The organism is Marinitenerispora sediminis (assembly GCF_003336425.1).
Taxonomy (GTDB): domain Bacteria; phylum Actinomycetota; class Actinomycetes; order Streptosporangiales; family Streptosporangiaceae; genus Marinitenerispora; species Marinitenerispora sediminis.
This window is the reverse complement of record NZ_QEIO01000040.1, coordinates 14594-40010: the sequence shown is the minus strand read 5'-3', so window position 1 is coordinate 40010 and position 25417 is coordinate 14594. Positions and strand designations below refer to the sequence as shown.

Sequence of the window (25417 nt, the reverse complement as noted above, 5' to 3'; positions counted from 1 at the left end):
TGTACCGGAGGCTTCACTCATGCCCGGGATCGACACGCGCACGGTTACTGTTCTGACGCTGATTGCCCCAGTTTCAAACAGTTTCCAAACACTCCCTAGTCGAACAGGTCGGCCTCGTAGCCGTCCGGGCCGCGGCGCGGCGACGGCCCGCGCAGCAGCGAGAAGTACTCCACGGCGGTGATCTCCTGCGCGATGCCGTTGGAGAGCGCGAACAGGTCGGCCTCGACGGCGACCTGGGTGGCGTGCTCCCGGAGGGCGAGCACCTTCGCGGCCCAGTACGGGGTGGCGTCCACCCGGGTGGTGACGAGCTCGTCGGGTGTGCCCGGGGCGATGTCCTCGACGGCCTTCGGCGCGCTGAACGGACCGGCCTTGGCCACTCCGGAGCCGCCCAGGCCGGCCTGCAGCCGTTCGACCGACGCCTTGAGCACCGACCGCGGCTGGGCGATGGCGTACAGCTTGCGGGTCTGCCAGGGGGTGCCGGGCAGTGCGCGCTCGGCGGCCCGGCCGAAGGCGCGCACGGCGACGCGGTGCGCCTGGATGTGGTCGGGGTGCCCGTAGCCGCCGTTGTCGTCGTAGGTGACCATGACGTGCGGACGTACCTCCCGGATGACCAGCGCGAGTTCGTGCGCGGCCTCTTCGACGTCGGCCTGCCAGAAGCACCGGGGGTCATCGTTGGTCGTGGCGCCCATCATCCCGGAGTCGCGGTAGCGCCCGGCGCCGCCGAGGAAGCGGTGGTCGCGCACGCCCATGGCGACGCAGGCCCGGGCGAGCTCGCCGATCCGGTGCTCGCCGAGGCCGCCGTCCCGGTCGCTCGCGAGATGCGCGAGGTGCGGCGGGATGACCTCGCCCTCCTCGCCGAGGGTGCAGGTGACGAGGGTGACCTCGGCCCCCTCGGCCGCGTACTTGGCCATGGTCGCCCCGGTGACGATGGTCTCGTCGTCGGGATGGGCATGGACCAGCAGGATGCGGCGATCTGTCATATCCCGGACCATACCTGCCCGGAGGCCATATGTTCGGGAACGGCGTACCGAATCCGGAGGCCAGGTGCGGCCTGGCCCCGGCCGGGGCCGTCCCCCGCGGACCGCGAGCACGCCGGGGCACAGCGGCCGCCCCTGCCACAATCGGCTCATGAGTTTTCCTCGCCAGCAGGCCCGGACCCGGCGTTTCACGCTCGGCGTGCCCCGGGCGTTCCAGATCTCCCCGGACGGCGGCCGCGTCGCGTTCCTGCGCGGGCGCGACGGTACCGACACCGCGACGTCGCTGTGGACGGTCGACCTCGACGGCACGGAGCGGGTGGTCGCCGACCCCCGCCGGATCGGACGGCTCGACGAGGACCTGCCGCCGGAGGAGCGTGCCCGGCGCGAACGGCTCCGGGAGACCGGCGGCGGGATCGTGGCCTACAGCGTGGACGAGGCCTTCGCCCGGGCGGTGTTCACGCTGTCCGGCCGGCTCTACACCGTCGGGCTCGGCGGCGGCGGGGACCCCCGCGAGCTGCCAGCCGCCGCTCCGGTCATCGACCCGGTGATCAGCCCGCGCGGCGACGCGGTCGCCTACGTCAGCGGCGGCGCGATCCACGTCCTCGACCTGGACTCCGGGGCCGACCGGGTGGTCGCCGAGCCGGACGGTCCGGACGTCACCTGGGGCCTCGCGGAGTTCATCGCGGCCGAGGAGATGGGGCGCTACCGGGGCATGTGGTGGGCACCGGACGGCTCGGCGCTGCTGGCCGCCCGGGTGGACGACGCGCCCGTCACGCGCTGGCACATCTCCGACCCCGCGAACCCGGAGGCCGCCGCGCAGGTGGTGGCCTACCCGGCGGCCGGCACCGCCAACGCCGACGTGCGGCTGGCCGTGCTGCCGCTCGCCGGCGGCGGCCCCGCGGCCCCCACGTGGGTGGAGTGGGACCGTGCCGCGCTGCCCTACCTCGCGTCGGCGGGCTGGCGCACCGCGCCGCAGGACCGGCCGGCCGAGCCGGTCCTGGTGGTGCAGAGCCGCGACCAGCGCACCCTGCGGCTGCTCGGCGCCGACCCCGGCACCGGCCGCACCCGGCTGCTGGCCGAGGAGACACACGATGCGTGGGTGGAGGTGCCGTCGGGGGTCCCCGCCGCCACCGAGGGCGGCGCCGCGGTGTGGATCGGCGTGCGGGACGGCCAGCGGCGGCTGATCGTCGGGGACGCCCCGGTGACGCCGTCCGACCTGTACGTCCGCGCGGTCGGCGACGTCGACGGCGACACCGTGCTGTTCACCGCCTCGCGGGACCCGGTGGAGATCGACCTGTGGAGCTTCCACCCCGCCGACGGCCTGCGCCGGCTGACCGAACCGGGCGGGGTGCACGCGGGCCGGCTGCGCGGCGGCACGCTCGTCGTGCAGCGCAGGTCGCTGGACAGCTCCGAGGTGGACACCCGTGTGCGGCGCGGCGGCGAGCAGGCCGCGGTGGTCGGGAGCTTCGCTGAGCGGCCCGAGCTGCCGGACTTCTCGGTGACGCTGCTGCGCGCCGGTGAGCGGGAGCTGCGCACCGCGGTGCTGCTGCCGTCCTGGCACGAGCCGGGCTCCCGGCGGCTGCCCGTGCTCATGGACCCCTACGGCGGCCCGCACGCCCAGCGGGTGCTCGCGGCGCGCGGTGCCCACCTGACCTCCCAGTGGTTCGCGGAGCAGGGGTTCGCCGTGGTGGTGGCCGACGGGCGCGGCAGTCCGGGGCGTGACCCGGAGTGGGAGTACGCCCTGCACGGCGACCTCGCCGGCCCGCCGCTGGAGGACCAGGTGGCGGCACTGCACGCCACCGCGGAGCGCGTCGCGGACCTCGACCTGGAGCGGGTGGCGATCCGCGGGTGGTCGTTCGGCGGCTACCTCGCGGCGCTGGCGGTGCTCCGCCGGCCCGACGTGTTCCACGCCGCGGTCGCCGGCGCGCCGGTCACCGACTGGCGGCTGTACGACACGCACTACACGGAGCGCTACCTCGGGATGCCGCAGCGGGAGGAGGCCGCCTACCGGGACAGCTCGCTGCTGGCCGACGCCGGTGCGCTCAGCCGCCCGCTGATGCTGATCCACGGGCTGGCCGACGACAACGTGGTGTTCGCGCATTCCCAGCGGCTCTCCTCGGCGCTGCTCGCGGCGGGACGGCCGCACACGGTGCTGCCGCTCTCGGGGATCACGCACATGCCCACGGAGGAGTCCACCGCCGAGAACCTGCTGCTGCTGCAGGTCGAGTTCCTGCGCTCCGCGCTGGGGCTGACGTCCTGAGCCGTCGGCCGGGCGCCGGACCGGCGCCCGGACGACGCGCGGGCCCCCGTTGCGGTCCGCGGCGCCAGCCCCGCGGAGGTGCGGCGGGCGGTCCGCGGACGTGCGCGGACGTGCGCGGGCCGCCCGCCGGTGGATCGAGGCGGTGGGCTCCCCCCGGCCCGGTCGGCCGGTAGCGGGCGCACCGCCCGCGGCGGCTCCGGGACGCTTGGGCGGCCGACCGCCGCCATACCGTGCGTGGCGATGAGGGCCGGGGCCCGGTGCGCGCGCCTCGCCCGCGGGCGGACCGGATCCGAGCGGCGCGGAACCGCGTCGGTCCCTTCGCGGCCCCCGCCGGGGCGCCGCCCGCCCGTCATCGGCGCGGCCCCTCGGCGCCGGACGGCCGCAGCCGCCCTCTCCCGCCCGGGCCGGTGACCGGCCGGCCCCCTATGACCGGGATCCGCCCACCCGCACGGATGCCGCACGGCACGGCACCGGGGTTCCGGACGGTCCGCCGCGGGCCGGCGCCGCGGCCGCTGGTTCGGCTGCTGGGACCAGAGTGGCCGGCCGGTCCTGTGTGATCCCACGAAATCCGGCCGCCGGCACCACTGGCCGCATCCGGCCAGGTCATCCCCTTGCGGAGCACGCCCGGACCAGTCCGGCCACCCCCGTGACCGCCGGACAACGCCGGGTTTCCAGGGATTCTCGACGGCCGCTGCACCCGATCACTTCCGGGCAATCGCCACCAATCCGTCATATGCCGGTTTTTTCACGTTGCATTTGGTCTGTTGCTTGGCACGTTCGATGACCTATGGTTGCGATTCGTTTACCAACTGTCCGGTAACAACCGGCGGCCGCCCTCCCTCCACGGGGGTGGCGGCGGCCGAGGACCCGCGTTGAGTCCCCGCTCGTTAGCGCGGGTCCGCCCCCTCAGCAGCACAAGAGAAAGGGCAGAACGTGCGAAACTCCCCCCTGACCCGCACCCTCGGCGGCACCGCCGTGGCGTTCGGACTGGTGGTCGCCGCAGCGCCGCTCGCGGCAGCCGACCCCGCCCCCCAGGACCTCGTGGCGGCACCGGCGCAGCTGGACGCGCTCCAGCGCGACCTCGGCCTCGACTCCGCCGCGGCGGCCCGCCTGCTCACTCAGGAGGCCCAGGCCCGCTCGGTGGAGAACGACCTGCGCTCGGAACTCGGCGACGCGTTCGGCGGCAGCGTCTTCGACGCCGCGACCGGCGCGCTGACGGTCTCCGTCACCGACGAGAGCGCCGCGCACGCCGTCCGCGCGGCCGGCGCCACGCCGCGGGTCGTCACCTACGGTGAGAGCGTCCTCGACGGCGTCGTCGCCGACCTCAACTCCAGCACCCCCGGCGGCGGCACCGGCGTCACCGGCTGGTACGTCGACACCGCGGGCGACTCCGTGGTGATCACCGTGCGGGAGGGCGAGACCGCCGACGCGGAGCGGCTCGTGGAGCAGGCCGGCGTGGACTCCGGCGCCGTCCGGGTCGAGGAGAGCTCCGAGCAGCCGCGCACCTACGCCGACATCGTCGGCGGCGACCCCTACTCCATCAACGGCACCGGGCGCTGCTCCATCGGCTTCGCGGTGGAGGGCGGCTTCGCGACCGCCGGCCACTGCGGCGACGAGGGCACCCCCGTGGAGAGCGAGGACGGCAGCGGCACCGGCTCGGTCTCCGGCTCGGTCTTCCCCGGCAGCGACATGGGCTACGTCGAGGCGGCCAGCGGCTGGACCCCGACCGCCACGGTCAACGACTACGACGGCGGCACCGTGACCGTCGCCGGCTCCGAGGAGGCCGCCGAAGGCGCCTCCATCTGCCGCTCCGGCTCCACCACCGGCTGGCACTGCGGCACGGTGGAGTCCAAGAACCAGACCGTGGTCTACCCCGAGGGGCAGGTCACCGGCCTCACCCGCACCGACGTCTGCGCCGAGCCGGGTGACTCCGGCGGCTCCTGGCTGAGCGGCGACCAGGCCCAGGGCGTCACCTCCGGCGGTTCGGGCAACTGCACCTCCGGCGGGACCACGTACTTCCAGCCGCTCAACCCGATCCTGGAGGAGTGGAACCTGACGCTCGTCACCGGCTGATCCGACCCGCGGAACTCCCCGGCGCCCGCTCGGGTGCCGGGGATCTCGCGCGTCCGCCCGGGCGTGCGAGGCCGGCTGGTACGCCCCACCCGTCCCCGGTACCAGCCGGCGCGGCCGGACGCCGCCGCCCGCCATCGGCCGAACCCCGCACCACGCGTCTCACAACCTGAGACACTGGTCTCACGTACCCCTTCGGGTGCCGTACCCTGATCTGGCTAAACAGTGCCAAAAGGGGAGGTATCACCGCGGTGGCCGTCCAGAATCCGGGCTCGGAGCAGCGGGAGCATGCTCCACCCACCAATCCGCCGGGCCGGGTCATCGCCGCCAGCCTCGTGGGCACCTCCATCGAGTTCTACGACTTCTACGTCTACGCGACGGCCGCGGTCCTCGTCTTCCCGCACCTGTTCTTCCCGGCCGACGACCCCACGGCCGCCACCCTGCAGTCCCTGGCGACGTTCGCGATCGCGTTCGTCGCGCGGCCGGTGGGCTCCGCCCTCTTCGGGCACTTCGGCGACCGCGTCGGACGCAAGGCCACGCTGGTGGCGTCACTGCTCACCATGGGCATCTCCACCGTCCTCATCGGGCTGCTGCCCGGGCACGCCCAGATCGGCGTCGCCGCTCCGCTGCTGCTCGCGCTGTGCCGGTTCGGCCAGGGCCTGGGACTCGGCGGGGAGTGGGGCGGCGCCGCGCTGCTGGCCACCGAGAACGCGCCGCGCGCCAAGCGCGCGCTGTTCGGCACCTTCCCGCAGCTGGGCGCCCCCATCGGGTTCTTCCTCGCCAACGGCGTCTTCCTGGCGCTCTCGGAGCTGATGGGCGAGGACGCGTTCCTCTCGTGGGGCTGGCGGGTGCCGTTCCTGCTCTCGGCCGTCCTCATCGTGGTGGGGCTGTGGGTGCGGCTCACCCTGCACGAGACGCCGGCGTTCGCCCGCGTGCTCGCCGAGGGCACCCGCGCCAAGACGCCGGTCGCCGAGGTGTTCCGCACGGCGGCACCCGCGGTCGCGCTGGGCACCTTCATCATGCTGGCGACCTACGTGCTCTTCTACCTGATGACGGTGTTCTCGCTCTCCTACGGCACCAGCCCCGACGGCCTGGGCTACGAGCGATCCGAGTTCCTGGTGCTGCTGCTGGTCGGCGTGGTCTTCTTCGGGCTCACCGTCCCGGTCTCCGGGCTGCTGGCCGACCGGTTCGGGCGCCGGCCCACGCTCCTGGTCACCACCGCGTGCATCCTCGTGTTCGGGCTCGCGCTCGGGCCGATGCTCGGCAGCGGCTCCACCCCGGTCGTCCTGCTGTTCCTCATCCTCGGCCTCACGCTCATGGGCTTCACCTTCGGGCCGATGGGCGCCGTGCTGCCGGAGCTCTTCCCCACGCGGGTCCGCTACAGCGGGGCGTCCATCGCCTACAACCTCGCCGGCCTGCTGGGTGCCTCCGTGGCCCCCTACATCGCCACGTGGCTGGCCTCCTCCTTCGGCCTGGGCTGGGTCGGCGGCTACCTGGCCCTGGCCGCGGCCATCACCCTCGGCGCCCTGCTCATCAGCCCAGAGACGCGCGACACCGCCCTCGACGAGGTCTGACGGGGCCCCGGTCCGGCCCGCGCGACGCCCCCCTCCAGGTCGACGGGGTGCGCCGCGCGGCTGTTACCGGGGAGGACGTAACCTGGCGATCATGCGTCTGCTACCCGCCGCCCTCCTCGACCTGCTGTGTGTCGCGGCGTTCGTCCTCATCGGGCGCTCCAGCCACGGCGAGGAGAACGCCCTGCTCGGCTTCCTCGGCACCGCGTGGCCGTTCGCGGCCGCCCTCGCCGCCGGCTGGCTCGCCACCCTCGCGTGGCGGGCCCCCGCCCGGCCGCTGCGCACGGGAGCGGGCGTGTGGGCGGTCACCGTGGCGGGCGGCATGGTGCTGCGCGTGCTGTCCGGCGGCGGCGCGCCGCTGTCCTTCGTCATCGTCACGGCGGTCTTTTTGGGTCTGGCCCTGGTGGGCTGGCGCACGGTGGCCCACCTGGTGAGCGGACGGCGCGACCGCCGCTCCGTCCGGGCCTGAGCGCGGCCCCGGACCCCGGACGAGGAGGCGGCGTGGGCGCCCAGGACCCGTGGGGCACGCTCCCCGTGGAGCGCACGGTGCTCGCCGTAGCGCGGACCGTGCCGTGCACCGCCCGGCTGCTGGACGTCGCCGAGCTGTTCCGCGGCGACGAGCGGGTGGCGGTGGACTTCACCGTCAACGCCGGCTCCCGGTTCGGCGCCGGCATCGCCGGCATGCTCCGCGACGCGGGCGTGGAGCGGCTGGTGCCGTGGGAGCACGCCGCCGCCTCCGGGAGCGGCTTCGACCTCGCCCTGGTCGCCAACCCGAAGGGCGAGCTGCACCGGCTGGGTGCCCCCATGCTGTTCATGCCGCACGGTGCCGGGCACAACCGGCTGGTCGGCACCCTGCCGGGATCGCTCAGCGTCGCGTCGGGGCTGGCCCGCTCCCAGCTGGAGCACCGGGGCCGGACGCTGCCCGCCCGGCTCGCCCTCTCGCACACCGAGCAGGTGGCGCGGTTGCGCGCGAGCTACCCCGAGGCGGCCGAGCGCGCGGTGGTGGTCGGCGACCCCAGCTACGACCGGATGCTGGCGAGCGCGGAGCGGCGCGAGCACTACCGGCGGGCCCTCGGCGCCACGCAGGGGCGGCGGCTGGTCGTGGTGACCTCGACCTGGCACCACGACTCGCTGCTCGGCCGGCACGGCCGCCGGCTGCTGGGCGCGCTGCTCGCCCAGCTCCCCCACGACGAGTACCGGGTCGCGCTCATCGCGCACCCCAACGTCTGGTACCGGTACAGCCCGGCCCAGCTGCGGCGCTGGCTGGCACCCGAACTGGCGGCCGGCCTGCGGCTCGTGCCGCCCCTGGAGGGCTGGCGGGCGACTCTGGTCGCGGCTGACGTGGTGGTCGGCGACCACGGCTCGGTGTCCTACTACGCGGCCGCCCTCGGCCGCCCGGTGCTCCTGGCCACCTTCGGTGACGCCCTCATCGCGCCCGACTCCCCGCTCGCGGAGTTCGGCCGCGCGACGCCGCGGCTGGACCCCGGCGGGGACCTGCGCGCGCAACTGGCGGCCGCCGAGCGGGACGGCGGCTCGCTCGCCGCCGCCGACCTGCTCATCCAGCACCCCGGCGGGTCGGGCGGCCGCATGCGCCGGCTGATGTACGGGATGCTGCGGCTCTCCCCGCCGCGGACGGCGGCCCCGGAGCCGCCGCCGCTCCCCGTTCCGGCGCCGCACGCCGAGGAGCCCGAGCGCTTCGCGGTGGAGGCCGACGTCACGGCGGACGGCGTGCGGGTGCGGCGCTTCGCGACCCTGGACCCCGGCGTCGGCGACGCCGAACGCTTCGAGGTGGTGGCGGCGGAACTGCTGCACTCGGCGACCGCGGCCAGCCCCGACATCGCCGTGCGGTCGCACACCTCGGAGACCGAGTCGCCCGCGGCGTGGATCGTCCGGACACTGCGCCGCTTCCCCGGCTGCGGTCTGGCCGCGGCCTCACTCGGCGGGCCGCGCGCCCTGCTGCGGCTGCGCGACGGCCGCGCGGTGGAGGTGGAGCTGTCCGGCACCGACCTGTTCGTCGCGGCGGCGGCCGTCTACGCGTGGGCGGTGGACGGCCGGCCGCTGCGCGCGCTGGCGGCCGGGGTGCCGGTGCGCGTCGGCACCCGCGAGACGGTCATCCGAGGTACCCCCCCCCGCTGATCTTCGCGGGCCTGCCGCCGGTCCCCGCACCCCGCGACCATGGCGCGGCCCGGCCGGCTGACCCCGCTCCGGCGCCCGCCGGAGCACCCGGGGGGCCCGGCCAGCGGTCCGCAGCCGGTCAGGACGCGCGGCCGGTGTGAGCCGCGCCGTCAGCGCAGGTTGATGTCGCCGGTGATGTGGCCCGCCTGCACCACGGTGCTGCCGTCCCGCACGTCGCCCCGGATGGTGTTGCGCACGGTCCCCGGCCCGGTGCTCTCGGCCCGCACCTGCTTCCACAGCTCCCGGACATCGGTGCGGAAGGCGGGGTCGGCGGCCTCGGCCGCCTCCACGGCCTCGGCCAGCTCCACCTGCCGGTCGGGGTTCTCGGGATCCTGGGTGGCGGAGAGCAGCGCCAGCAGGCCGTTCGGGTCGTCCTTCAGCTTGTCCTGGACGCGCTGGCGCAGCGCGGCGAGCAGTCGCTTTCCGGCGTCGGTCAGGGATTCGGCGACTTTCCCGGCGATCGCGGCGGCGACCGCCACGGAGATCGGATCGGCCATGGGTCCTCCCGGTGGACGTGGGCGGCTTCGGCGGCGGACCCCGCCGGCTGGACGACGCAGGGCGGCCCGCTCGGGCATTGTCCCCGGTTTACCGGCGCCGGGTACACCCCTGGGCACCCGGTTCCGGGATTGTGCACAGGCCGCCGCGCCGAGGTGGCCCGCACCTCGCAGTCTCCCGTAGATTCCGGTTAGCCGCTGGGGTTTCGGGAGGGAGTCGCATGCCGGAGGAGGACAGGGAGCGCGCGGGAGAGGGGCCCGCGCGGGCGAACGAGGTGGGTGACGTCTCCGGTGCGGGGGCCGCCGTGGTGCAGGTCGGCGAACTCCACGGAAACCTCACCCTCCACGTGGGCGCGGCCCGGCTCCCGGTGCCGTCCATGCTCCCCGCCCCGGTGGAGCCCTTCGTCGACCGCCACACCGAACTCGCCCTGGTGCGCGCCACGGGCGAGCGGGCGGCGCGCGGCCGCACGACCGGCGTGGCCGTGCTGCACGGCTTCGGCGGCCTGGGCAAGACGGCCCTGGCGCTCCGCTACGGCCACGTCTCGCACACGCCACCGGACGCCGACCGCCTGTACGCCTCGCTCGCGCGCCGGTCCGACGGCACCCGTCCCGGCACCAGCGACATCCTGGCCGGTTTCCTGCGGCAGTACGGTCTGCCCTCCGACGCCGTTCCCGCACTGCCGGAGGAGCGGGCGGCGCTGTTCCGCTCCATCACGGCCGGGCGCCGGGTCGTCCTGCTCATCGACGACGCCGACTCCAGCGCCCAGGTCCGCGAACTGCTGCCCAACTCGCCCGGCGGCGTGGTCGTCGTCACCACCCGGCGGCAGCTGCGCTCGCTCGACCTCGCGCCGGGGGCCGACTACGTGCCCGTCCGGCCGCTGTCCGGTGAGGCCGCCGCCGAACTGCTCACCCGCATGGCCCGGCGCGACGGTACCGGGCCCGCCGGCGACCGGCATCCGGACGCTCCGGCCCTGCGGCAGATCGCGGAGTTCTGCGCCGGTGTGCCGGTCGCCCTCCGCATCGTCGGGGGCTACCTCCGCCGGCATCCGGCCGTCCCGCTGGAGCGGGTCGCCCAGCGCCTGGCCGACCAGCGGCGCCGCCTCGGCGCCTTCACCCGGTTCGCCGGGCCCGACGCCGATCCGGCGGTGCGCACTCCCAGCGAGATCTGCGATCTCGCCTACGCCGAGCTCCCGGCGCGGGAGGCACGGCTCTACCGGCTGGCGAGCCTCTTCCCCGGTCCGGCCCTCAACGCGGGCGTGGCCGCCGCCCTCCTCGGCCCGCCCGCCGGCTCCGAGGACGCCGGCGACGCGCTGGCGGCGCTGGCCGAGCGCCACCTCCTGGAGGACACCGGCGACGACTCCGGCTACCGCTACCCCAAGCTGGTCGAGCTCGACGCCCTACGCCGCACCGAAGAGGTCGACCCCGTGGCCGAACGCGAAGCCGCCCTGGTCCGAGCGGTGCTCTGGTACACGGCCGCCGCGGGGCAGGCCGACGATGCCGTGCTCGGCCGGCCGCTGCGGCTGCGTGACCGGCTGCCGGTGCCCGGACTGCCGGAGCACCTCGACCTTCCGTTCACCGGGCGGGCCGAAGCCCTCGACTGGCTCCGCGCCGAACGCCACAACCTGTACGCCGTCATCACGCTGGCCTTCGAGCTCGGCCGGCACGCCGCCGTGGTCCGGCTGTGTGCGAGCGCGTGGGCGCTCTACGACAGCGACAAGCTCTACGTCGACGCGCGGGCGGCCTACACCATGGCCGTCGACAGCGCGTCGCTGCTCGGCCACCGCGGCGCCGAGGCCCTCATGCGCGACCACCTCGCCCGCGTGCACACCGACCTGGGAGCGGGCGCGCTCCGCGCGGCGGCACACCCGGCCGGGCGGGACGGCCGTTCCGCGGAGGAGCGGGCCGCCGACCCGGCGCACTACCGCGCCCTCGCCGAACGGGAGTTCGGCATCGCCGAGGAGCAGTTCGCGCTCGCCCGGGCGGCCGCGGCCGAGACCAGCTCCCGCTTCCCGCTGGACCTCGCCGTGGTACTGGACGGCACCCACCGGCTGCACCGGGAGCGCGGCGACCACGCCCGCGCCGCCCAGTGCCTGGAGGAGGTGATCGAGCTGCACCGGGCCGCCGGCAACGCCCGCGGTGTGGCGCTGAACAGCTACCAGCTCGGCCGGGTGCACCGGCTCGCCGGCCGGCCCGACCTCGCCCGGCGCACACTGGAGGCGGCGCTCGCCGTCGGCACCGACGCCGCGCTGCACGCGCGGGCCCGGGTGGAGCTGGCGCGGGTGCTCGCGGCTCTCGGCGAGGACACCGCCGCCCGCGGCGCCGTCGACTCCGCGCTGGTGGCGCTCCACGGCTCCGGGCAGACCGTCCGGTTGGCCGAGGCGCTGGAGGTCCGCGCCGAGCTGGCGCTGCGCGCGGAGGACCAGGCCGCCTGGCGGGAGTCGCTGGCCGCCGCCGAACGCCTCTACGCCGCGGTGCACCACCCGGGGGCGGACCGGGTCCGCGCCCAGCTGGACGGAGTCGACGGCTCCGGGAGGTGAGCCCCGGTGCCGATACCCTGGAGCACGTGAGTGAGCAGGTCGCCCCGTCTCCCCCGTCCGTCCCCGACCACGAGGCCGACCCGGGCCGGCCGGCCGTGGGCGTCGGTCCGTGGCCCGGCCCGTGGCCGGACGGCGAGCACTACGACCCCGAGCTCCTCGCCGGCGGGGACCGGCGCAACGTCGTGGACCGCTACCGGTACTGGCGGCACGAGGCCATCGTCGCCGACCTCGACACCCGCCGCCACCCGTTCCACGTGGCCGTGGAGAACTGGGAGCACGACTTCAACATCGGCTCGGTGGTGCGCACCGCCAACGCGTTCTGCGCCGCCGCCGTGCACATCGTGGGTCGGCGCCGGTGGAACCGGCGCGGCGCCATGGTGACCGAGCGCTACCAGCACGTGCACCACCACCCCGACACCGCCGCGCTGGTGGCGTGGGCCGCCGAGCGGGGCCTGCCGGTCATCGGGGTCGACAACCTGCCCGGTTCGGTGCCGCTGGAGAGCTACCCGCTGCCGCGCGCCTGCGTGCTGGTGTTCGGCCAGGAGGGCCCGGGGCTGTCGGAGGAGGTCCGCGAGGCCTGTGCGGCGGTGCTCTCCATCGCGCAGTTCGGCTCCACCCGGTCCATCAACGCCGGCGCGGCCGCGGCGGTCGCCATGCACGCCTGGGTCCGCGCCCACGTGTTCGACCAGCCGGTCTGACCGGCGGCTTCCGGCGCGTTCGGCCGGCCGCCTGCCGGGACCCCGGCCGACGCGCAGGGGGCCGGCCTCCGAAGAGACCGGCCCCCTGGTCCGCCCGCATGAGCGGGCGCGCGGGTCCCCGCTACTTGGGGTTCCCGCTCGCGAGGGACCCGAGCAGGTCCCGGTTGAGCTGGGAGATGGTGTCCAGCGGGATGCCCTTCGGGCAGACCGCCGCGCACTCCCCGATGTTGGTGCAGCCGCCGAAGTCCTCCTCGTCGTGCTGGTTCACCATCTTCACCACGCGGGCGGCCCGCTCGGGCTGGCCCTGCGGCAGCATGCCGAGGTGGGTGACCTTGGCGGCGGTGAACAGCATGCCGGAGGCGTTCGGGCAGGCGGCCACGCAGGCGCCGCAGCCGATGCAGGTGGCCGCGTCGAACGCGCGGTCGGCGTCGGCCTTGGGCACCGGCATGGCGTGGGCGTCCGGCGCGGTACCGGTCGGGGCGCTGATGTAGCCGCCGGCCTGGATGATCCGGTCGAAGGCGCCCCGGTCGACGACCAGGTCCTTGATCACCGGGAACGCCTTGGCCCGCCACGGCTCGACGTCGATGACGTCGCCGTCCTTGAAGCTGCGCATGTGCAGCTGGCAGGTCGTGGTGGTCTCCGGGCCGTGCGCCACGCCGTTGATGACGACGCCGCACGCGCCGCAGATGCCCTCGCGGCAGTCGTGGTCGAAGGCCACCGGCTCGTGCCCGTCGAGCGTGAGCTTCTCGTTGAGGACGTCGAGCATCTCCAGGAAGGACATGTCCGGAGAGACGTCCTCGACCTGGTAGGTGACCATCCGGCCCTCGTCGTCGCGGCTCTTCTGGCGCCAAACGCGCAGGGTGATGTTCACTTGTAGCTCCGCTGCTTCATCTCGACGTACTCGTATTCCAGGTTCTCCTTGTGGAGCACCGGCTGCTCGCCCGTGCCGGTGAACTCCCACGCGGCGACGTAGGCGAACTCGTCGTCGTGCCGCAGCGCCTCGCCGTCCTCCGTCTGGCTCTCCGCCCGGAAGTGGCCGCCGCAGGACTCCCGGCGGTGCAGGGCGTCGATGCACATGAGTTCGGCGAGCTCGAAGAAGTCGGCCACCCGGCCGGCCTTCTCCAGGGCCTGGTTGAGCTCCTCGTTGGTGCCCGTGACCTTGACGTTCTGCCAGAACTCGTCCCGCAGCTCGCGGATGCGCTCGATGGCCTTGCGCAGGCCCTCCTCGCTGCGCTCCATGCCGCAGTAGTCCCACATGATGTGGCCGAGCTCCTTGTGGAAGGAGTCCACGGTGCGGTTGCCGTTGACGGAGAGCAGCTTGTCGATGCGCGCGCGCACCGCGTCCGCCGCCTCCTTGGCCTCGGGGGTGTTCTCGTCCAGGCTCTCGAACGGGCCCGAGGCGAGGTAGTCGTTGATCGTGTTGGGCAGCACGAAGTAGCCGTCCGCCAGGCCCTGCATCAGCGCGCTCGCGCCGAGCCGGTTCGCGCCGTGGTCGGAGAAGTTGGCCTCTCCGGTCACGAACAGGCCGGGGATGGTGCTCTGCAGGTCGTAGTCCACCCACAGGCCGCCCATGGTGTAGTGCACGGCCGGGTAGATGCGCATCGGGACCTCGTAGGGGTTCTCGCCCGTGATGCGCTGGTACATGTCGAAGAGGTTGCCGTACTTGGCCTCGACGGCCGGCAGCCCCATGCGCTTGATCGCGTCGGCGAAGTCCAGGTAGACGCCGAGGCCGCCCGGACCGACGCCGCGGCCCTCGTCGCACACGTTCTTGGCGGCGCGGGAGGCGATGTCACGGGGCACCAGGTTGCCGAAGGACGGGTAGATGCGCTCCAGGTAGTAGTCGCGCTCCTCCTCCGGGATCTGCCGCGGGTCGCGGTCGTCCCCGGCCTCCTTGGGCACCCAGATGCGGCCGTCGTTGCGCAGCGACTCGCTCATCAGGGTCAGCTTGGACTGGTAGTCGCCGCTGACCGGGATGCAGGTGGGGTGGATCTGCGTGTAGCACGGGTTGGCGAACAGCGCGCCCTTGCGGTGCGCGCGCCACGTCGCCGTGACGTTGCAGCCCATGGCGTTCGTGGACAGGAAGAACACGTTGCCGTAGCCGCCGGAGGCGAGCACGACCGCGTCGGCGAAGTGGGTCTCGATCTCGCCGCTGACCATGTCCCGGACGATGACGCCGCGGGCGCGGCCGTCGACCACGATCAGCTCCAGCATCTCGTGCCGGGTGTGCATACGCACGGTGCCGGCCGCGATCTGGCGCTCGAGCGCCTGGTAGGCGCCGATGAGCAGCTGCTGGCCCGTCTGGCCACGGGCGTAGAAGGTGCGCGACACCTGGACGCCGCCGAAGGAGCGGTTGTCCAGCAGGCCGCCGTACTCGCGGGCGAAGGGGACGCCCTGCGCGACGCACTGGTCGATGATCTCCACGCTGACCTGGGCCAGCCGGTAGACGTTGGACTCCCGGGAGCGGAAGTCGCCGCCCTTGACGGTGTCGTAGAACAGCCGGTAGATGCTGTCGCCGTCGTTGCGGTAGTTCTTGGCCGCGTTGATGCCGCCCTGGGCCGCGATGCTGTGCGCGCGCCGCGGGCTGTCCTGGTAACAGAACGACGTCACCTGGTAGCCCGCCTCGCCCAGCGTGGCCGCCGCGGAGGCACCGGCCAGGCCGGTGCCGACGATGATGACCGAGAGCTTGCGCCGGTTCGCGGGGTTCACCAGCTTCGCGGAGAAGCGGCGCTTGTCCCAGCGCTGCTCGATCGGTCCCTCGGGCGCCTTCTCGTCCTTGATCGGGGCGCCCTCGATGTACAGCTCAGTCATTTACTTCACCAGCCCGAGGAGAACGGCGAACGGCGGAATCAGGAAGCCGATCGTGACGACCAGGGAGAGCCCGGTCGCGATGATGTTGAGCGAACGCTGCCGGCCGGCCCGGTTCCCGCCCAGGGTGGCCACCGCGCTCCAGATGCCGTGCCGCAGGTGGAAGCCGACCGCGGCGAGCGCGATCACGTAGCTGAGGACGACCCACCAGATCTGGAAGCCGTTCACCACGCGCTCGTAGGGGCTCGCGGAGGCACCGCCGGGCGCGATGTCGTTCGTGGTGAGGTGCAGGATGTGATAGATCACGAAGAGCACGACGACCACGCCGCCCCACCGCATGGTGTAGGACGCGTAGCTGCGCTGCACGCTCTTCTTGGTGTGGTAGCGCTGGCCGGCCGGGCGGGCCCGCCGGGCGCGCATCCACAGGGTCACCGCCGCGTAGGCGTGGACCAGCACGCTCGCCAGGAGGACGACGCGCATGATCCAGAGGAAGCCCTCGTAGGGGAGCATCGGTTCGCCGAGCTCGCGGAGGTGCGCGGAGTAGGTGTCGAAGGTCTGCGGCCCCCCGAAGATCATCAGGTTGCCGTACATGTGCGCGATCAAGAACAGCACAAGGATCGCCCCGGTGACGGCCATCGCGGCCTTGAGTGCCACCGTGGACCTGTATGCCGTTGACCGCTGCTTGGTCAGGGTACTGTTCGCCACAACGTGTCACTTTAAAACTCGATAAAGGACGGCGTCTAAGTCATAGGACTGCTGGTCTCCATAGCCATAGGCTATTGACCATGCAGTTCCAGCAACTCGCCTACTTCCTCGCCGTGGCCGAGACGCGGCATTTCACCCGTGCAGCGGAGTTATCGCGCGTCGCCCAGCCCAGTCTGAGCAAGCAGATCCGCAACCTCGAAGAGGAGCTGGGAGCGGCGTTGTTCAGCCGCGCCCGGGGAAATATCACACTCACGCCGGCCGGTGAAGCCCTGCTGCCGCTCGCCCAGCGCATCCTCACGGACATGGAGACCGCCCGCCGCGAGGTGCAGGAACTCGCCGGGATGCGCCGCGGACGGGTCCGGCTGGGTGCCACCCCGTCGCTGTGCGCGGGCCTGCTCGCGGACGCGCTCGCCCGGTTCCACGCGCGGTTCCCCGGAATCGAGCTGCACGTGGAGGAGAGCGGGTCGCGCGACCTGATCCGGGCCCTCGGGCGCGGGGAGCTCGACCTGGCGTTGATCATACTGCCTCTGCACAGCAGCGACCCCGCGTTCGTCACCACGCCGATACTGCGCGAGAGCCTCGTCGTGGTCTCCTCCGTGGCCGCGCCGCGGCCGACCCGGCAGGCGGCCATGCGCATCACCGACCTGCGCGACCTCCCGCTCGTGATGTTCCGGCAGGGCTACGACGTCCGCGAGGCCACCCTGCACGCGTGCCGGGCCGCCGGGTTCGAGCCGCGGCTGGCCGTGGAGGGCGGTGAGATGGACGCCGTGCTGCGGTTCGTCGAGGCCGGACTGGGCGTGGCCGTGGTGCCCAGCATGGTGCTGAAGAACCGCCCCGGCCTGCGCGGCATCCCGCTGGCCCAGCCCCGCCTGCTGCGCACCATCGCGCTCGCGCACCGCAAGGACGTGGAGCCGTCGCACACCGCCAAGGCGTTCCGCCGCGGGTTGATGAACTACCTGGCCCAGCTCAGCCAGGCGGAGCTCGGCGAGGACCTGGAGGTGATCACCACCGGTGAGCCGTAACGGGCCTCCCACACCGGCCACCCGGCAACCACGAAACCGCCTCGACACCCAAATTTCCGGCACGCCTTGAAATTCGAGCACATCATCCACACTTCTCCCAGAATTCGCACCACTCCCAACAAACAGCAAAATCACCTCCCGTTTCCACAAACGCCACTTCACCCGGGAAATGAAGTGGCGTTTTTCACATTCAAACCGCGAGAAACCGTTGCTGAATTCGCGATCGCAACGGCCTAACGTGGCAACTCAGACGCTTCACGCACTGCTCGCTGACACGGAGAGCGGCCCGTTATCTCCGCACACCACACCGCGCCGTTCGCGCCGCTCACCGGTGGAGATGGAGATGCCGGCCCATGACCGAGACAGCGCCCCCGCCGGACCGATCCCGACGCACCCGGGCCCGGCTCGCGGCCCGCACGCTGCGCACCGACCGCTGGTGGGTCGGACCGCTGCTCACCGCCCTCGGCCTCGCCGCGTTCGTCGGCTACGCCACCGTCCGGGTGTTCCAGCAGGACCACTACTGGGTGCCGGAGTACCACTACCTCACGCCGTTCTACTCCCCGTGCCTGAGCGCCTCCTGCGCCCCGGGTTCGGCCGTCTTCGGCACCCTGCCGTGGGTGTTCCCCTGGTTCCTGCCCTACGCGCTGGTCAGCCTGCCGTTCCTGCTGCTCTTCCGCTTCACCTGCTACTACTACCGGAAGGCCTACTACCGCGCGTTCTGGCAGTCGCCCCCCGCCTGCGCGGTCCGCGAGCCGCACGCCGGCTACACCGGTGAGTCCCGGCTGCCGCTGCTCGGACAGAACCTGCACCGGTACTTCTTCTACGTCGCGGTGCTCATCTCGCTCGTCAACACCTACGACGCCGCCGCCGCGCTGGCGCACGGGGTCGGGCTCGGCGGGCTCATCCTGCTCGCCAACGTGGTCCTGCTGTGGTGCTACACGCTGTCCTGCCACTCGTGCCGGCACGTGATCGGCGGCCGGCTGCGCAGTTTCCGCAAACACCCGCTGCGCTACCGGCTGTGGACCTGGGTGTCCGCGCTGAATTCCCGGCACATGCTGTTCGCGTGGATCACGCTCGGAACGCTGGTGCTGACCGATATGTATGTGCTTCTCGTGTCCAGTGGAACGATCGCCGACCCCCGCATCCTCCATTGACGGCCGTTCCGGCCGCCCACCCCACCGAACCACCGGGCGAGGTATTCACCCCGATCATCCCCGAGTAAGCACAGATATCCGGATATCCGGTCCACCGTCCGTTACCACCGGGCGGTGGCCGGGAAGGACCGGACCAAGGCACGGAAAGTCAGGCAGATGTCCGAGACGCAACGGCATTCCTACGACGTGGTGGTGATCGGCGCGGGCGGCGCCGGGCTGCGTGCCGCGATCGAGGCGCGCCAGCAGGGCAGGCGGACGGCGATCGTCTCCAAGTCGCTGTTCGGCAAGGCGCACACCGTCATGGCCGAGGGCGGCGCCGCGGCCGCCCTGGGCAACGTCAACCCGCAGGACAGCTGGCAGGTCCACCTGCGCGACACCATCCGGGGCGGCAAGTTCCTCAACGACCCCCGCATGGCGGAGCTGCACGCCAAGGAGGCTCCGGACCGGATCCTGGAGCTGGAGTACTGGGGGGCGCTGTTCGACCGCACGGCGGACGGGCGGATCAGCCAGCGCAACTTCGGCGGGCACGAGTACGCCCGCCTCGCACACGTCGGCGACCGGACCGGCCTGGAGATGATCCGCACCCTCCAGCAGCGCGTGGTGCAGCTCCAGCAGGCCGACGCCGCCGAGTTCGGCGACCCCGAGGCCATGATCCGGGTGTTCGCCGAGACCACCGTCACCGAGCTGCTCAAGGACGGGGACCGCATCGCCGGCGCCTTCGGCTACCTCCGCGAGAGCGGCGACTTCGTGGTGTTCGAGGCGCCCGCGGTCGTCCTGGCGACCGGCGGCATCGGCAAGTCGTTCAAGGTGACGTCGAACTCCTGGGAGTACACCGGCGACGGCCACGCCCTCGCCCTGCGGGCCGGCGCCACCCTGCTGAACATGGAGTTCGTCCAGTTCCATCCGACCGGCATGGTCTGGCCGCCCTCGGTCAAGGGCATCCTGGTCACCGAGTCGGTGCGCGGCGACGGAGGGGTGCTGCGCAACGCGGAGGGCAAGCGGTTCATGTTCGACTACGTCCCGGACGTGTTCCGCTCGCAGTACGCCGCGACCGAGGAGGAGGCCGACGGCTGGTACACCGACCCCGACCGCCACCGCCGGCCGCCGGAGCTGCTGCCGCGCGACGAGGTGGCGCGGGCCATCAACAACGAGGTCAAGGAGGGGCGCGGCTCCCCGCACGGCGGGGTGTTCCTGGACATCGCGAGCCGGCTGGCGCCCGACGAGATCATCCGGCGGCTGCCGTCGATGCACCACCAGTTCCGGGAGCTCGCCGACGTCGACATCACCGCCGAGCCCATGGAGGTCGGTCCGACCTGCCACTACGTGATGGGCGGCGTGGAGGTGGACGCCGACACCGGGGCCGCGGTGGTGCCGGGGCTGTTCGCCGCCGGCGAGGTGTCCGGCGGGATGCACGGCTCCAACCGGCTGGGCGGCAACTCGCTGTCGGACCTGCTCGTCTTCGGCCGGCGGTGCGGTCTGGGGGCCGCGCGCTACCTGGACGGCCTCACCGCGCGTCCGGCGGTGTCCGATGCCGCGGTGGCCGCCGCGGCGCGCACCGCCGAGGCCCCGCTCGGACGCACGGCCGGCGAGAGCCCCTACGTGCTGCACCAGGAGATCCAGCAGACCATGAACGACCTGGTCGGCATCATCCGGCGCGGGCCGGAGATCGAGCAGGCCATCGAGGCGCTCGACAAGCTCCGGGACCGGATCGCCGGCGTGCGGGCCGCCGGCGGGCGGGTGTACAACCCCGGCTGGCACCTGGCCCTGGACCTGCGCAGCATGCTGCTCGTCTCGCAGGCGGTCGCCCGGTCGGCGCTGGAGCGCGAGGAGTCGCGCGGAGGGCACACCCGTGACGACTTCCCCGCCATGTCGCCGCAGTGGCGGCGGACCAACCTGGTCGCCCGGCTGGCCGGCGACCGGATCGAACTGCGGCGGCAGGAACTGCCGGCGCTGCGGCCCGACCTCCTCGCGCTGTTCGACCGCGCGGAGCTGGCGAAGTACCTCACCGAGGAGGAGATGGCCCAGATACCCGCCCCGGCGGGCGCGCGGGTGACGGAGACGGCCGAGGGCACCAGTGGTACGGCCCGCGGCCGGGACGGCGACGACGGCGAGGAGGCCGGCAGGTGAGCGACGAGGCGAGGTTCCGGGTGTGGCGCGGCGACGGCGGCGCCGGCGGCCTGGTCGAGTACGCGGTCGAGGCGCACGAGGGCGAGGTGGTCCTCGACGTGCTGCACCGGCTCCAGGCCACCCAGGCCCCCGACCTCGCGGTGCGCTGGAACTGCAAGGCCGGCAAGTGCGGGTCGTGCTCCATGGAGATCAACGGCCGGCCGCGGCTGGCCTGTATGACGCGGATGAGCATGCTCCCGCCCGGCGAGCCGGTCACGGTGACGCCGATCCGCACCTTTCCGGTGATCCGCGACCTGGTCTGCGACGTGTCGGAGAACTACCTGCGGGCGCGGCAGATCCCGTCGTTCACCCCGGCGCCGCAGACCCGGCCGGGCGACTTCCGCATGACGCAGGACGACGTGCGCCGCCCGCAGGAGTTCCGCAAGTGCATCGAGTGCTTCCTGTGCAACAACGTCTGCCACGTGACCCGCGACCATGAGGAGAACCGGCCGCACTTCGCGGGCCCGCGCTACCTCATGCGGGTGGCCGAGTTGGAGATGCACCCCGAGGACACCGCGGACCGGCGGATGATCGCGCAGGACGCGTTCGGGCTCGGGTACTGCAACATCACCAAGTGCTGCACCGAGGTCTGTCCCGAGCACATCCGGATCACCGACAACGCGCTGATCCCGCTGAAGGAGCGGGTGGCGGACCGCCGCTACGACCCGCTGGTGTGGCTCGGGCGCACGATCGGCCTGCGGCCGGGGCTACGCCGCGACACCCCGGTCGTGCCCAACACCGGGTTCTGACGCGCGGCCGGGGACGCGGCCCGCCGCGGCGGGCCGCGTCCCCGGCCGCCGGGCGGCGGTCAGCGGCGCCCCTCGCCCGGCGGGGACCAGTCGAAGATCCCGGCGATGCTGCGCCGCAGCAGCAGCGGGCCCAGCGGCCCCATGGCCGCCAGGGCGAGGTTCCGGGCGGCCGCCACACCCCGGCAGCCGCAGCACAGCAGGGCGCCGGCCCGCGCCGAGCGGCGCACCACGGCCGAGGCCCGGGGCCGCCGGGCCGCCGTGTACCGGGCCAGTGCCGCGGGAACGTCGGCGCGGTCGGTCCCGGAGACGGTGTGGGCGAGGGTGACAGCGTCCTCCATGGCCTGGCAGCCGCCCTGGCCGAGGTTGGGCGGCATGGCGTGCGCGGCGTCGCCGAGGAGGGCGACGCGGCCGCGGTGGTAGGCACGCGGCGGGGCGTCGAGGTACCAGACGTCGTTGCGCAGCACGTCACCGGATTCGGCGGCGGTCAGCAACTGGGGGATGGGGGCGTGCCAGTGGGCGAAGCGGCGCAGCAGTTCGGCGCGTTCGTCGGGAGCCTGGGCGCCGGGGGCGCCGGGGACGCTCGCGTAGACGTAGACACTCCCGTCGGCCAGCGGCATGAGGCCGACGACGGAGCCGTGCCCCCAGCTCTCGGCGGGGACGATCGGAAGGTCGGCGGGGACGATGAAGCGCCAGGTGGCGAAGCCGGCGTACACGGGGTCGGCGGCCTCGGGGAACAGCGTGCGGCGGGTCAGGGAGTTGATGCCGTCGGCCGCGACGACGAGGTCGGCGGCCAGCTCACCGGAGGCGGTGAGGACGTGCGCGGGTGCGGTGCGGCTCCCCGGGTCGACCCCGGTGACCGCGCTCCCGGTGCGGACGGTGCCGCCGGGCAGTCCGGCGGCGAGCAGTTCGACGAGGGTGGCCCGGCGCAGCAGCACGACCGGGTCGCCGAACCAGGCGCGGATCCGCTCGGCGTCGAGCCGCATCAGCCATCTGCCGTCCCAGCGGCGGATACCGCCGCCGTGCAGGGAGGAGCGCTCGCGGACGGCGTCGCCGAGGCCGAGGACGTCCAGGGCGCGCAGGGCGTTGGGGGCGACGGCCAGGCCGGCGCCGACCGGCTCCAGCGACGGGGACCGCTCGCACACGGTCACCGCCCAGCCGCCGTCGAGTAACGCCCGGGCGGCGGTGAGCCCGCCGATGCCTCCTCCGATCACGACCGCGTGCGGTTGGGCCATGGGGTTCCGTCCCTCCAGTCGGACTCTACGGCTGTAGCGCACAGCACTCTACATTTGTAGAGTCCCGTAAAATGCGGGAGTGGCGAAAATCCCGAGCCCTCGCCTGGAACTCATCACACGCACGGCCATGCGCCTCATCGCCTCGCGGGGACTGCGCGGACTGACGCACCGCGCCGTCGACCAGGCCGCGGGACTGCCGCCCGGCTCCACCTCCTACCACGCCCGGACGAGAGCCCGGCTGATCGAGGTGACGCTGCGCCGCATGGCCGACGAGGAGGGCGTGCTGGAGGAGAGCGTCCTCATGACGGCCGACCACGACCTCGGGACGCTCGCCGACCTCGTCGCGGAGTTCACCCACACCGCGATCCACCGGGACCGGGACCGGATGCTGGCGCGCTACGAGCTGGCCCTGGAGGCCACCCGGCGCCCCGAGCTGCGTCCCCTCTACGACCGGGTCGGCGCGCGGTTCCGCGCGCTTGCGCGGACGGTGGCGCGCGCCCTCGGCTCGCCCGATCCCGAGCGGCACGCCCGGGACCTCATCGCCTGGGCGGACGGCGTCATCTTCGACTCGGTGGCGGGCGCGGCGTCGGCCTGCCCGCCGTCCCTCGCCGAGCTGCGGCGCTCGGCCCGCGACCTGCTGAGCGCGCAGGCGGCGCGCTCGCCGCGGCCCACCTGACCGGAGAGATCCGGCCCCGCACGCGCGGAGGGCGGGTGTGCCGACGTCAGCACACCCGCCCTCCGGAGGCCGGCGGTCAGCCGCGCTTCTTGTGCGCGGTGATCCGCCCGCGCTCCTTCTGGTCGAGGATGACCTTGCGGATGCGCACCGCGTCGGGGGTGACCTCAACGCACTCGTCCTCGCGGCAGAACTCCAGGGCCTGCTCCAGCGACAGCCGGCGCGGCGGGACCAGCCGCTCCAGCTCGTCGCCGGTGGAGGAGCGCATGTTCGTGAGCTTCTTCTCCTTGGTGATGTTGACGTCCATGTCGTCGGCGCGGGAGTTCTCGCCGACGATCATCCCCTCGTACACCTCCGTGCCGGGGTCCACGAACAGCGTGCCGCGCTCCTGCAGGTTGAACATGGCGTAGGTCATGGCCTGGCCGGAGCGGTCGGCCACCAGGGAACCGGTCGGGCGGGTCCGCAGCTCGCCGAACCACGGCTCGAAGCCCTCGAACACGTGGTGCGCGATGCCGGTACCGCGGGTCTCGGTCAGGAACTCGGTGCGGAAGCCGATCAGCCCGCGCGACGGCACCAGCCAGTCCATCCGGACCCACCCGGTGCCGTGGTTGGTCATCTGCTCCATGCGCCCCTTGCGGACGCTGAGCAGCTGGGTGATGGCACCGAGGTACTCCTCCGGCGCGTCGACGGTCAGCCGCTCCACCGGCTCGTGGCGCTTGCCGTCGATGTCCTTGGTGACGACCTGCGGCTTGCCGACGGTGAGCTCGTAGCCCTCGCGCCGCATCTGCTCGACGAGGATGGCCAGTGCCAGCTCACCGCGCCCCTGCACCTCCCAGGCGTCCGGGCGGTCGGTGGGCAGCACCCGCAGCGAGACGTTGCCGACCAGCTCGCGGTCCAGCCGGTCCTTGACCAGCCGCGCGGTGACCTTGCCCCCCTTCACCCGGCCGACGAGCGGAGAGGTGTTGGTGCCGATCGTCATCGAGATGGCGGGCTCGTCCACCGTGATGAGCGGCAGCGGGCGGGGGTCGTCGGGGTCGGCGAGCGTCTCGCCGATCATGATGTCCGGGATGCCGGCGATGGCGATGATGTCGCCCGGCCCGGCCTCCTCGGCGGGCTTGCGCTCCAGCGCCTCCGTCATCAGCAGCTCGGTGATGCGCACCTGCTGGGTGGAGCCGTCGCCCCTGATCCACGCCACCTGCTGGCCCTTGCTGATCCGGCCCTGGTGCACCCGGCAGAGCGCGAGCCGGCCGAGGAACGGCGAGGCGTCCAGGTTGGTGACGTGCGCCTGCAGCGGCGCGCCCGGCGTGTACTCCGGGGCCGGGATGGTCCGCAGGATGGTGCGGAAGAGGGGCTCCAGGTCGTCGTTGTCGGGCACGGTCCCGTTGGCGGGACGCTCCAGCGACGCCTTGCCGTCGCGGGCGCACGCGTAGACGATGGGGAACTCGATCTGGTCCTCGTTGGCGTCGAGGTCGAGGAAGAGCTCGTAGGTGTCGTCGACGACCTCGGCGATGCGGCTGTCGGGGCGGTCGACCTTGTTGATGACGAGGATCACCGGAAGCTTCGCGGCGAGGGCCTTGCGCAGCACGAAACGGGTCTGCGGGAGCGGTCCCTCGCTGGCGTCGACCAGCAGGACCACACCGTCCACCATGGACAGGCCGCGCTCGACCTCACCACCGAAGTCGGCGTGGCCGGGGGTGTCGATGATGTTGATGACGACGTCTTCGCCCTCGGGCGTGGTGTAGTGGACCGCCGTGTTCTTCGCGAGGATGGTGATGCCCTTCTCGCGCTCCAGGTCGTTGGAGTCCATGACGCGCTCATCGACGTCCTGGTTGGCGCGGAAGGCCCCGGACTGCCAGAGCATGGCGTCTACGAGGGTGGTCTTACCGTGGTCGACGTGCGCGACGATGGCGACGTTGCGGAGGTCCGCGCGTCGTGCGGAACCGTCGGCGGGCGTGGCGCTGGGCATGCGAAAGTCTCGATCTCATCTGCTGGGGAAAGAACCGCGACTCCCGCGGCCGCCTCTCAGTTTATGCGGTGCCTGGTCACGTCCCGCGAAACGCGGCGCGGCCCCGGGACGGCCGGGGGGCGTGCGGGCGGCTGCCCTGGGCCGACCCGCGTACCGAGGCGGC

19 protein-coding genes are annotated in these 25417 nt (G+C 73.3%); 12 read left to right on the top strand and 7 right to left on the bottom strand.

The window, feature by feature from the left end:
- Positions 1–95 precede the first annotated feature (95 nt).
- On the bottom strand, positions 96–980 hold the full coding sequence (gene mshB, locus DEF28_RS10290; protein ID WP_114398513.1) for an N-acetyl-1-D-myo-inositol-2-amino-2-deoxy-alpha-D-glucopyranoside deacetylase: 885 nt from the start codon (positions 978–980) through the stop codon (positions 96–98).
- A 148-nt stretch (positions 981–1128) separates the two neighbouring features.
- Between mshB and DEF28_RS10285 the strand changes: the two genes are divergently transcribed.
- The 5 genes from DEF28_RS10285 to DEF28_RS10265 all read left to right on the top strand — a co-directional run bounded on the left by DEF28_RS10285 (position 1129) and on the right by DEF28_RS10265 (position 9014).
- Positions 1129–3237, top strand: a complete 2109-nt coding sequence (locus DEF28_RS10285; RefSeq protein WP_114433207.1) for a S9 family peptidase — start codon at positions 1129–1131, stop codon at positions 3235–3237.
- Positions 3238–4170: 933 nt separating this feature from the next.
- Positions 4171–5310 (top strand): S1 family peptidase, encoded by a 1140-nt coding sequence (locus DEF28_RS10280; protein ID WP_114398511.1) that lies wholly within the window; start codon positions 4171–4173, stop codon positions 5308–5310.
- A 239-nt stretch (positions 5311–5549) separates the two neighbouring features.
- Entirely contained in the window at positions 5550–6881 is a 1332-nt protein-coding gene (locus DEF28_RS10275) for an MFS transporter (protein WP_199493200.1), read from the top strand.
- A gap of 91 nt (positions 6882–6972) precedes the next feature.
- A complete protein-coding gene (locus DEF28_RS10270; protein WP_114398510.1) occupies positions 6973–7347 on the top strand; it encodes a DUF3054 domain-containing protein in 375 nt (124 codons plus the stop codon).
- A gap of 32 nt (positions 7348–7379) precedes the next feature.
- On the top strand, positions 7380–9014 hold the full coding sequence (locus DEF28_RS10265; protein WP_114398509.1) for a UDP-N-acetyl glucosamine 2-epimerase: 1635 nt from the start codon (positions 7380–7382) through the stop codon (positions 9012–9014).
- Between the two features lie 149 nt (positions 9015–9163).
- Here the strand turns inward: DEF28_RS10265 and DEF28_RS10260 are convergent, their stop codons facing one another.
- Positions 9164–9550, bottom strand: coding sequence for a hypothetical protein (locus tag DEF28_RS10260; protein ID WP_114398508.1), 387 nt, complete (start codon positions 9548–9550; stop codon positions 9164–9166).
- A 218-nt stretch (positions 9551–9768) separates the two neighbouring features.
- Between DEF28_RS10260 and DEF28_RS10255 the strand changes: the two genes are divergently transcribed.
- A complete protein-coding gene (locus DEF28_RS10255; RefSeq protein WP_114398507.1) occupies positions 9769–12084 on the top strand; it encodes a tetratricopeptide repeat protein in 2316 nt (771 codons plus the stop codon).
- A 26-nt stretch (positions 12085–12110) separates the two neighbouring features.
- On the top strand, positions 12111–12782 hold the full coding sequence (locus tag DEF28_RS10250) for a TrmH family RNA methyltransferase (protein ID WP_114398514.1): 672 nt from the start codon (positions 12111–12113) through the stop codon (positions 12780–12782).
- Between the two features lie 121 nt (positions 12783–12903).
- Here the strand turns inward: DEF28_RS10250 and DEF28_RS10245 are convergent, their stop codons facing one another.
- The 3 genes from DEF28_RS10245 to DEF28_RS10235 are packed head-to-tail and all read right to left on the bottom strand — an operon-like array spanning position 12904 to position 16292.
- Positions 12904–13653 (bottom strand): succinate dehydrogenase/fumarate reductase iron-sulfur subunit, encoded by a 750-nt coding sequence (locus tag DEF28_RS10245; protein ID WP_114398506.1) that lies wholly within the window; start codon positions 13651–13653, stop codon positions 12904–12906.
- Positions 13650–15590 (bottom strand): fumarate reductase/succinate dehydrogenase flavoprotein subunit, encoded by a 1941-nt coding sequence (locus DEF28_RS10240; protein WP_114398505.1) that lies wholly within the window; start codon positions 15588–15590, stop codon positions 13650–13652. The genes DEF28_RS10245 and DEF28_RS10240 overlap by 4 nt, the downstream gene beginning before the upstream one ends.
- Positions 15591–16292, bottom strand: coding sequence for a succinate dehydrogenase cytochrome b subunit (locus tag DEF28_RS10235; RefSeq protein WP_114398504.1), 702 nt, complete (start codon positions 16290–16292; stop codon positions 15591–15593).
- A gap of 80 nt (positions 16293–16372) precedes the next feature.
- Here DEF28_RS10235 and DEF28_RS10230 point away from each other — a divergent pair, with 80 nt between their 5' ends.
- From DEF28_RS10230 to DEF28_RS10215, 4 genes are all read left to right on the top strand, one after another.
- A complete protein-coding gene (locus DEF28_RS10230) occupies positions 16373–17314 on the top strand; it encodes a LysR family transcriptional regulator (RefSeq protein ID WP_114398503.1) in 942 nt (313 codons plus the stop codon).
- A gap of 353 nt (positions 17315–17667) precedes the next feature.
- The gene (locus tag DEF28_RS10225) at positions 17668–18468 is read left to right on the top strand and encodes a hypothetical protein (protein ID WP_114398502.1); all 801 of its coding nucleotides are present in this window, start codon (positions 17668–17670) and stop codon (positions 18466–18468) included.
- A gap of 156 nt (positions 18469–18624) precedes the next feature.
- Positions 18625–20595, top strand: a complete 1971-nt coding sequence (locus DEF28_RS10220) for a fumarate reductase/succinate dehydrogenase flavoprotein subunit (RefSeq protein ID WP_114398501.1) — start codon at positions 18625–18627, stop codon at positions 20593–20595.
- Entirely contained in the window at positions 20592–21383 is a 792-nt protein-coding gene (locus DEF28_RS10215; RefSeq protein WP_114398500.1) for a succinate dehydrogenase/fumarate reductase iron-sulfur subunit, read from the top strand. The genes DEF28_RS10220 and DEF28_RS10215 overlap by 4 nt, the downstream gene beginning before the upstream one ends.
- Positions 21384–21442: 59 nt before the next feature.
- Here the strand turns inward: DEF28_RS10215 and DEF28_RS10210 are convergent, their stop codons facing one another.
- Positions 21443–22615: an FAD-dependent monooxygenase gene (locus DEF28_RS10210; RefSeq protein ID WP_114398499.1), complete on the bottom strand. Its 1173-nt coding sequence runs from the start codon at positions 22613–22615 to the stop codon at positions 21443–21445.
- A 79-nt stretch (positions 22616–22694) separates the two neighbouring features.
- On the opposite strand from DEF28_RS10210, the gene DEF28_RS10205 reads away from it, so the two are divergent.
- The gene (locus DEF28_RS10205; RefSeq protein WP_309485819.1) at positions 22695–23291 is read left to right on the top strand and encodes a TetR/AcrR family transcriptional regulator; all 597 of its coding nucleotides are present in this window, start codon (positions 22695–22697) and stop codon (positions 23289–23291) included.
- Between the two features lie 76 nt (positions 23292–23367).
- Here the strand turns inward: DEF28_RS10205 and typA are convergent, their stop codons facing one another.
- On the bottom strand, positions 23368–25254 hold the full coding sequence (gene typA / locus DEF28_RS10200; RefSeq protein ID WP_114398497.1) for a translational GTPase TypA: 1887 nt from the start codon (positions 25252–25254) through the stop codon (positions 23368–23370).
- Positions 25255–25417: the final 163 nt, after the last annotated feature.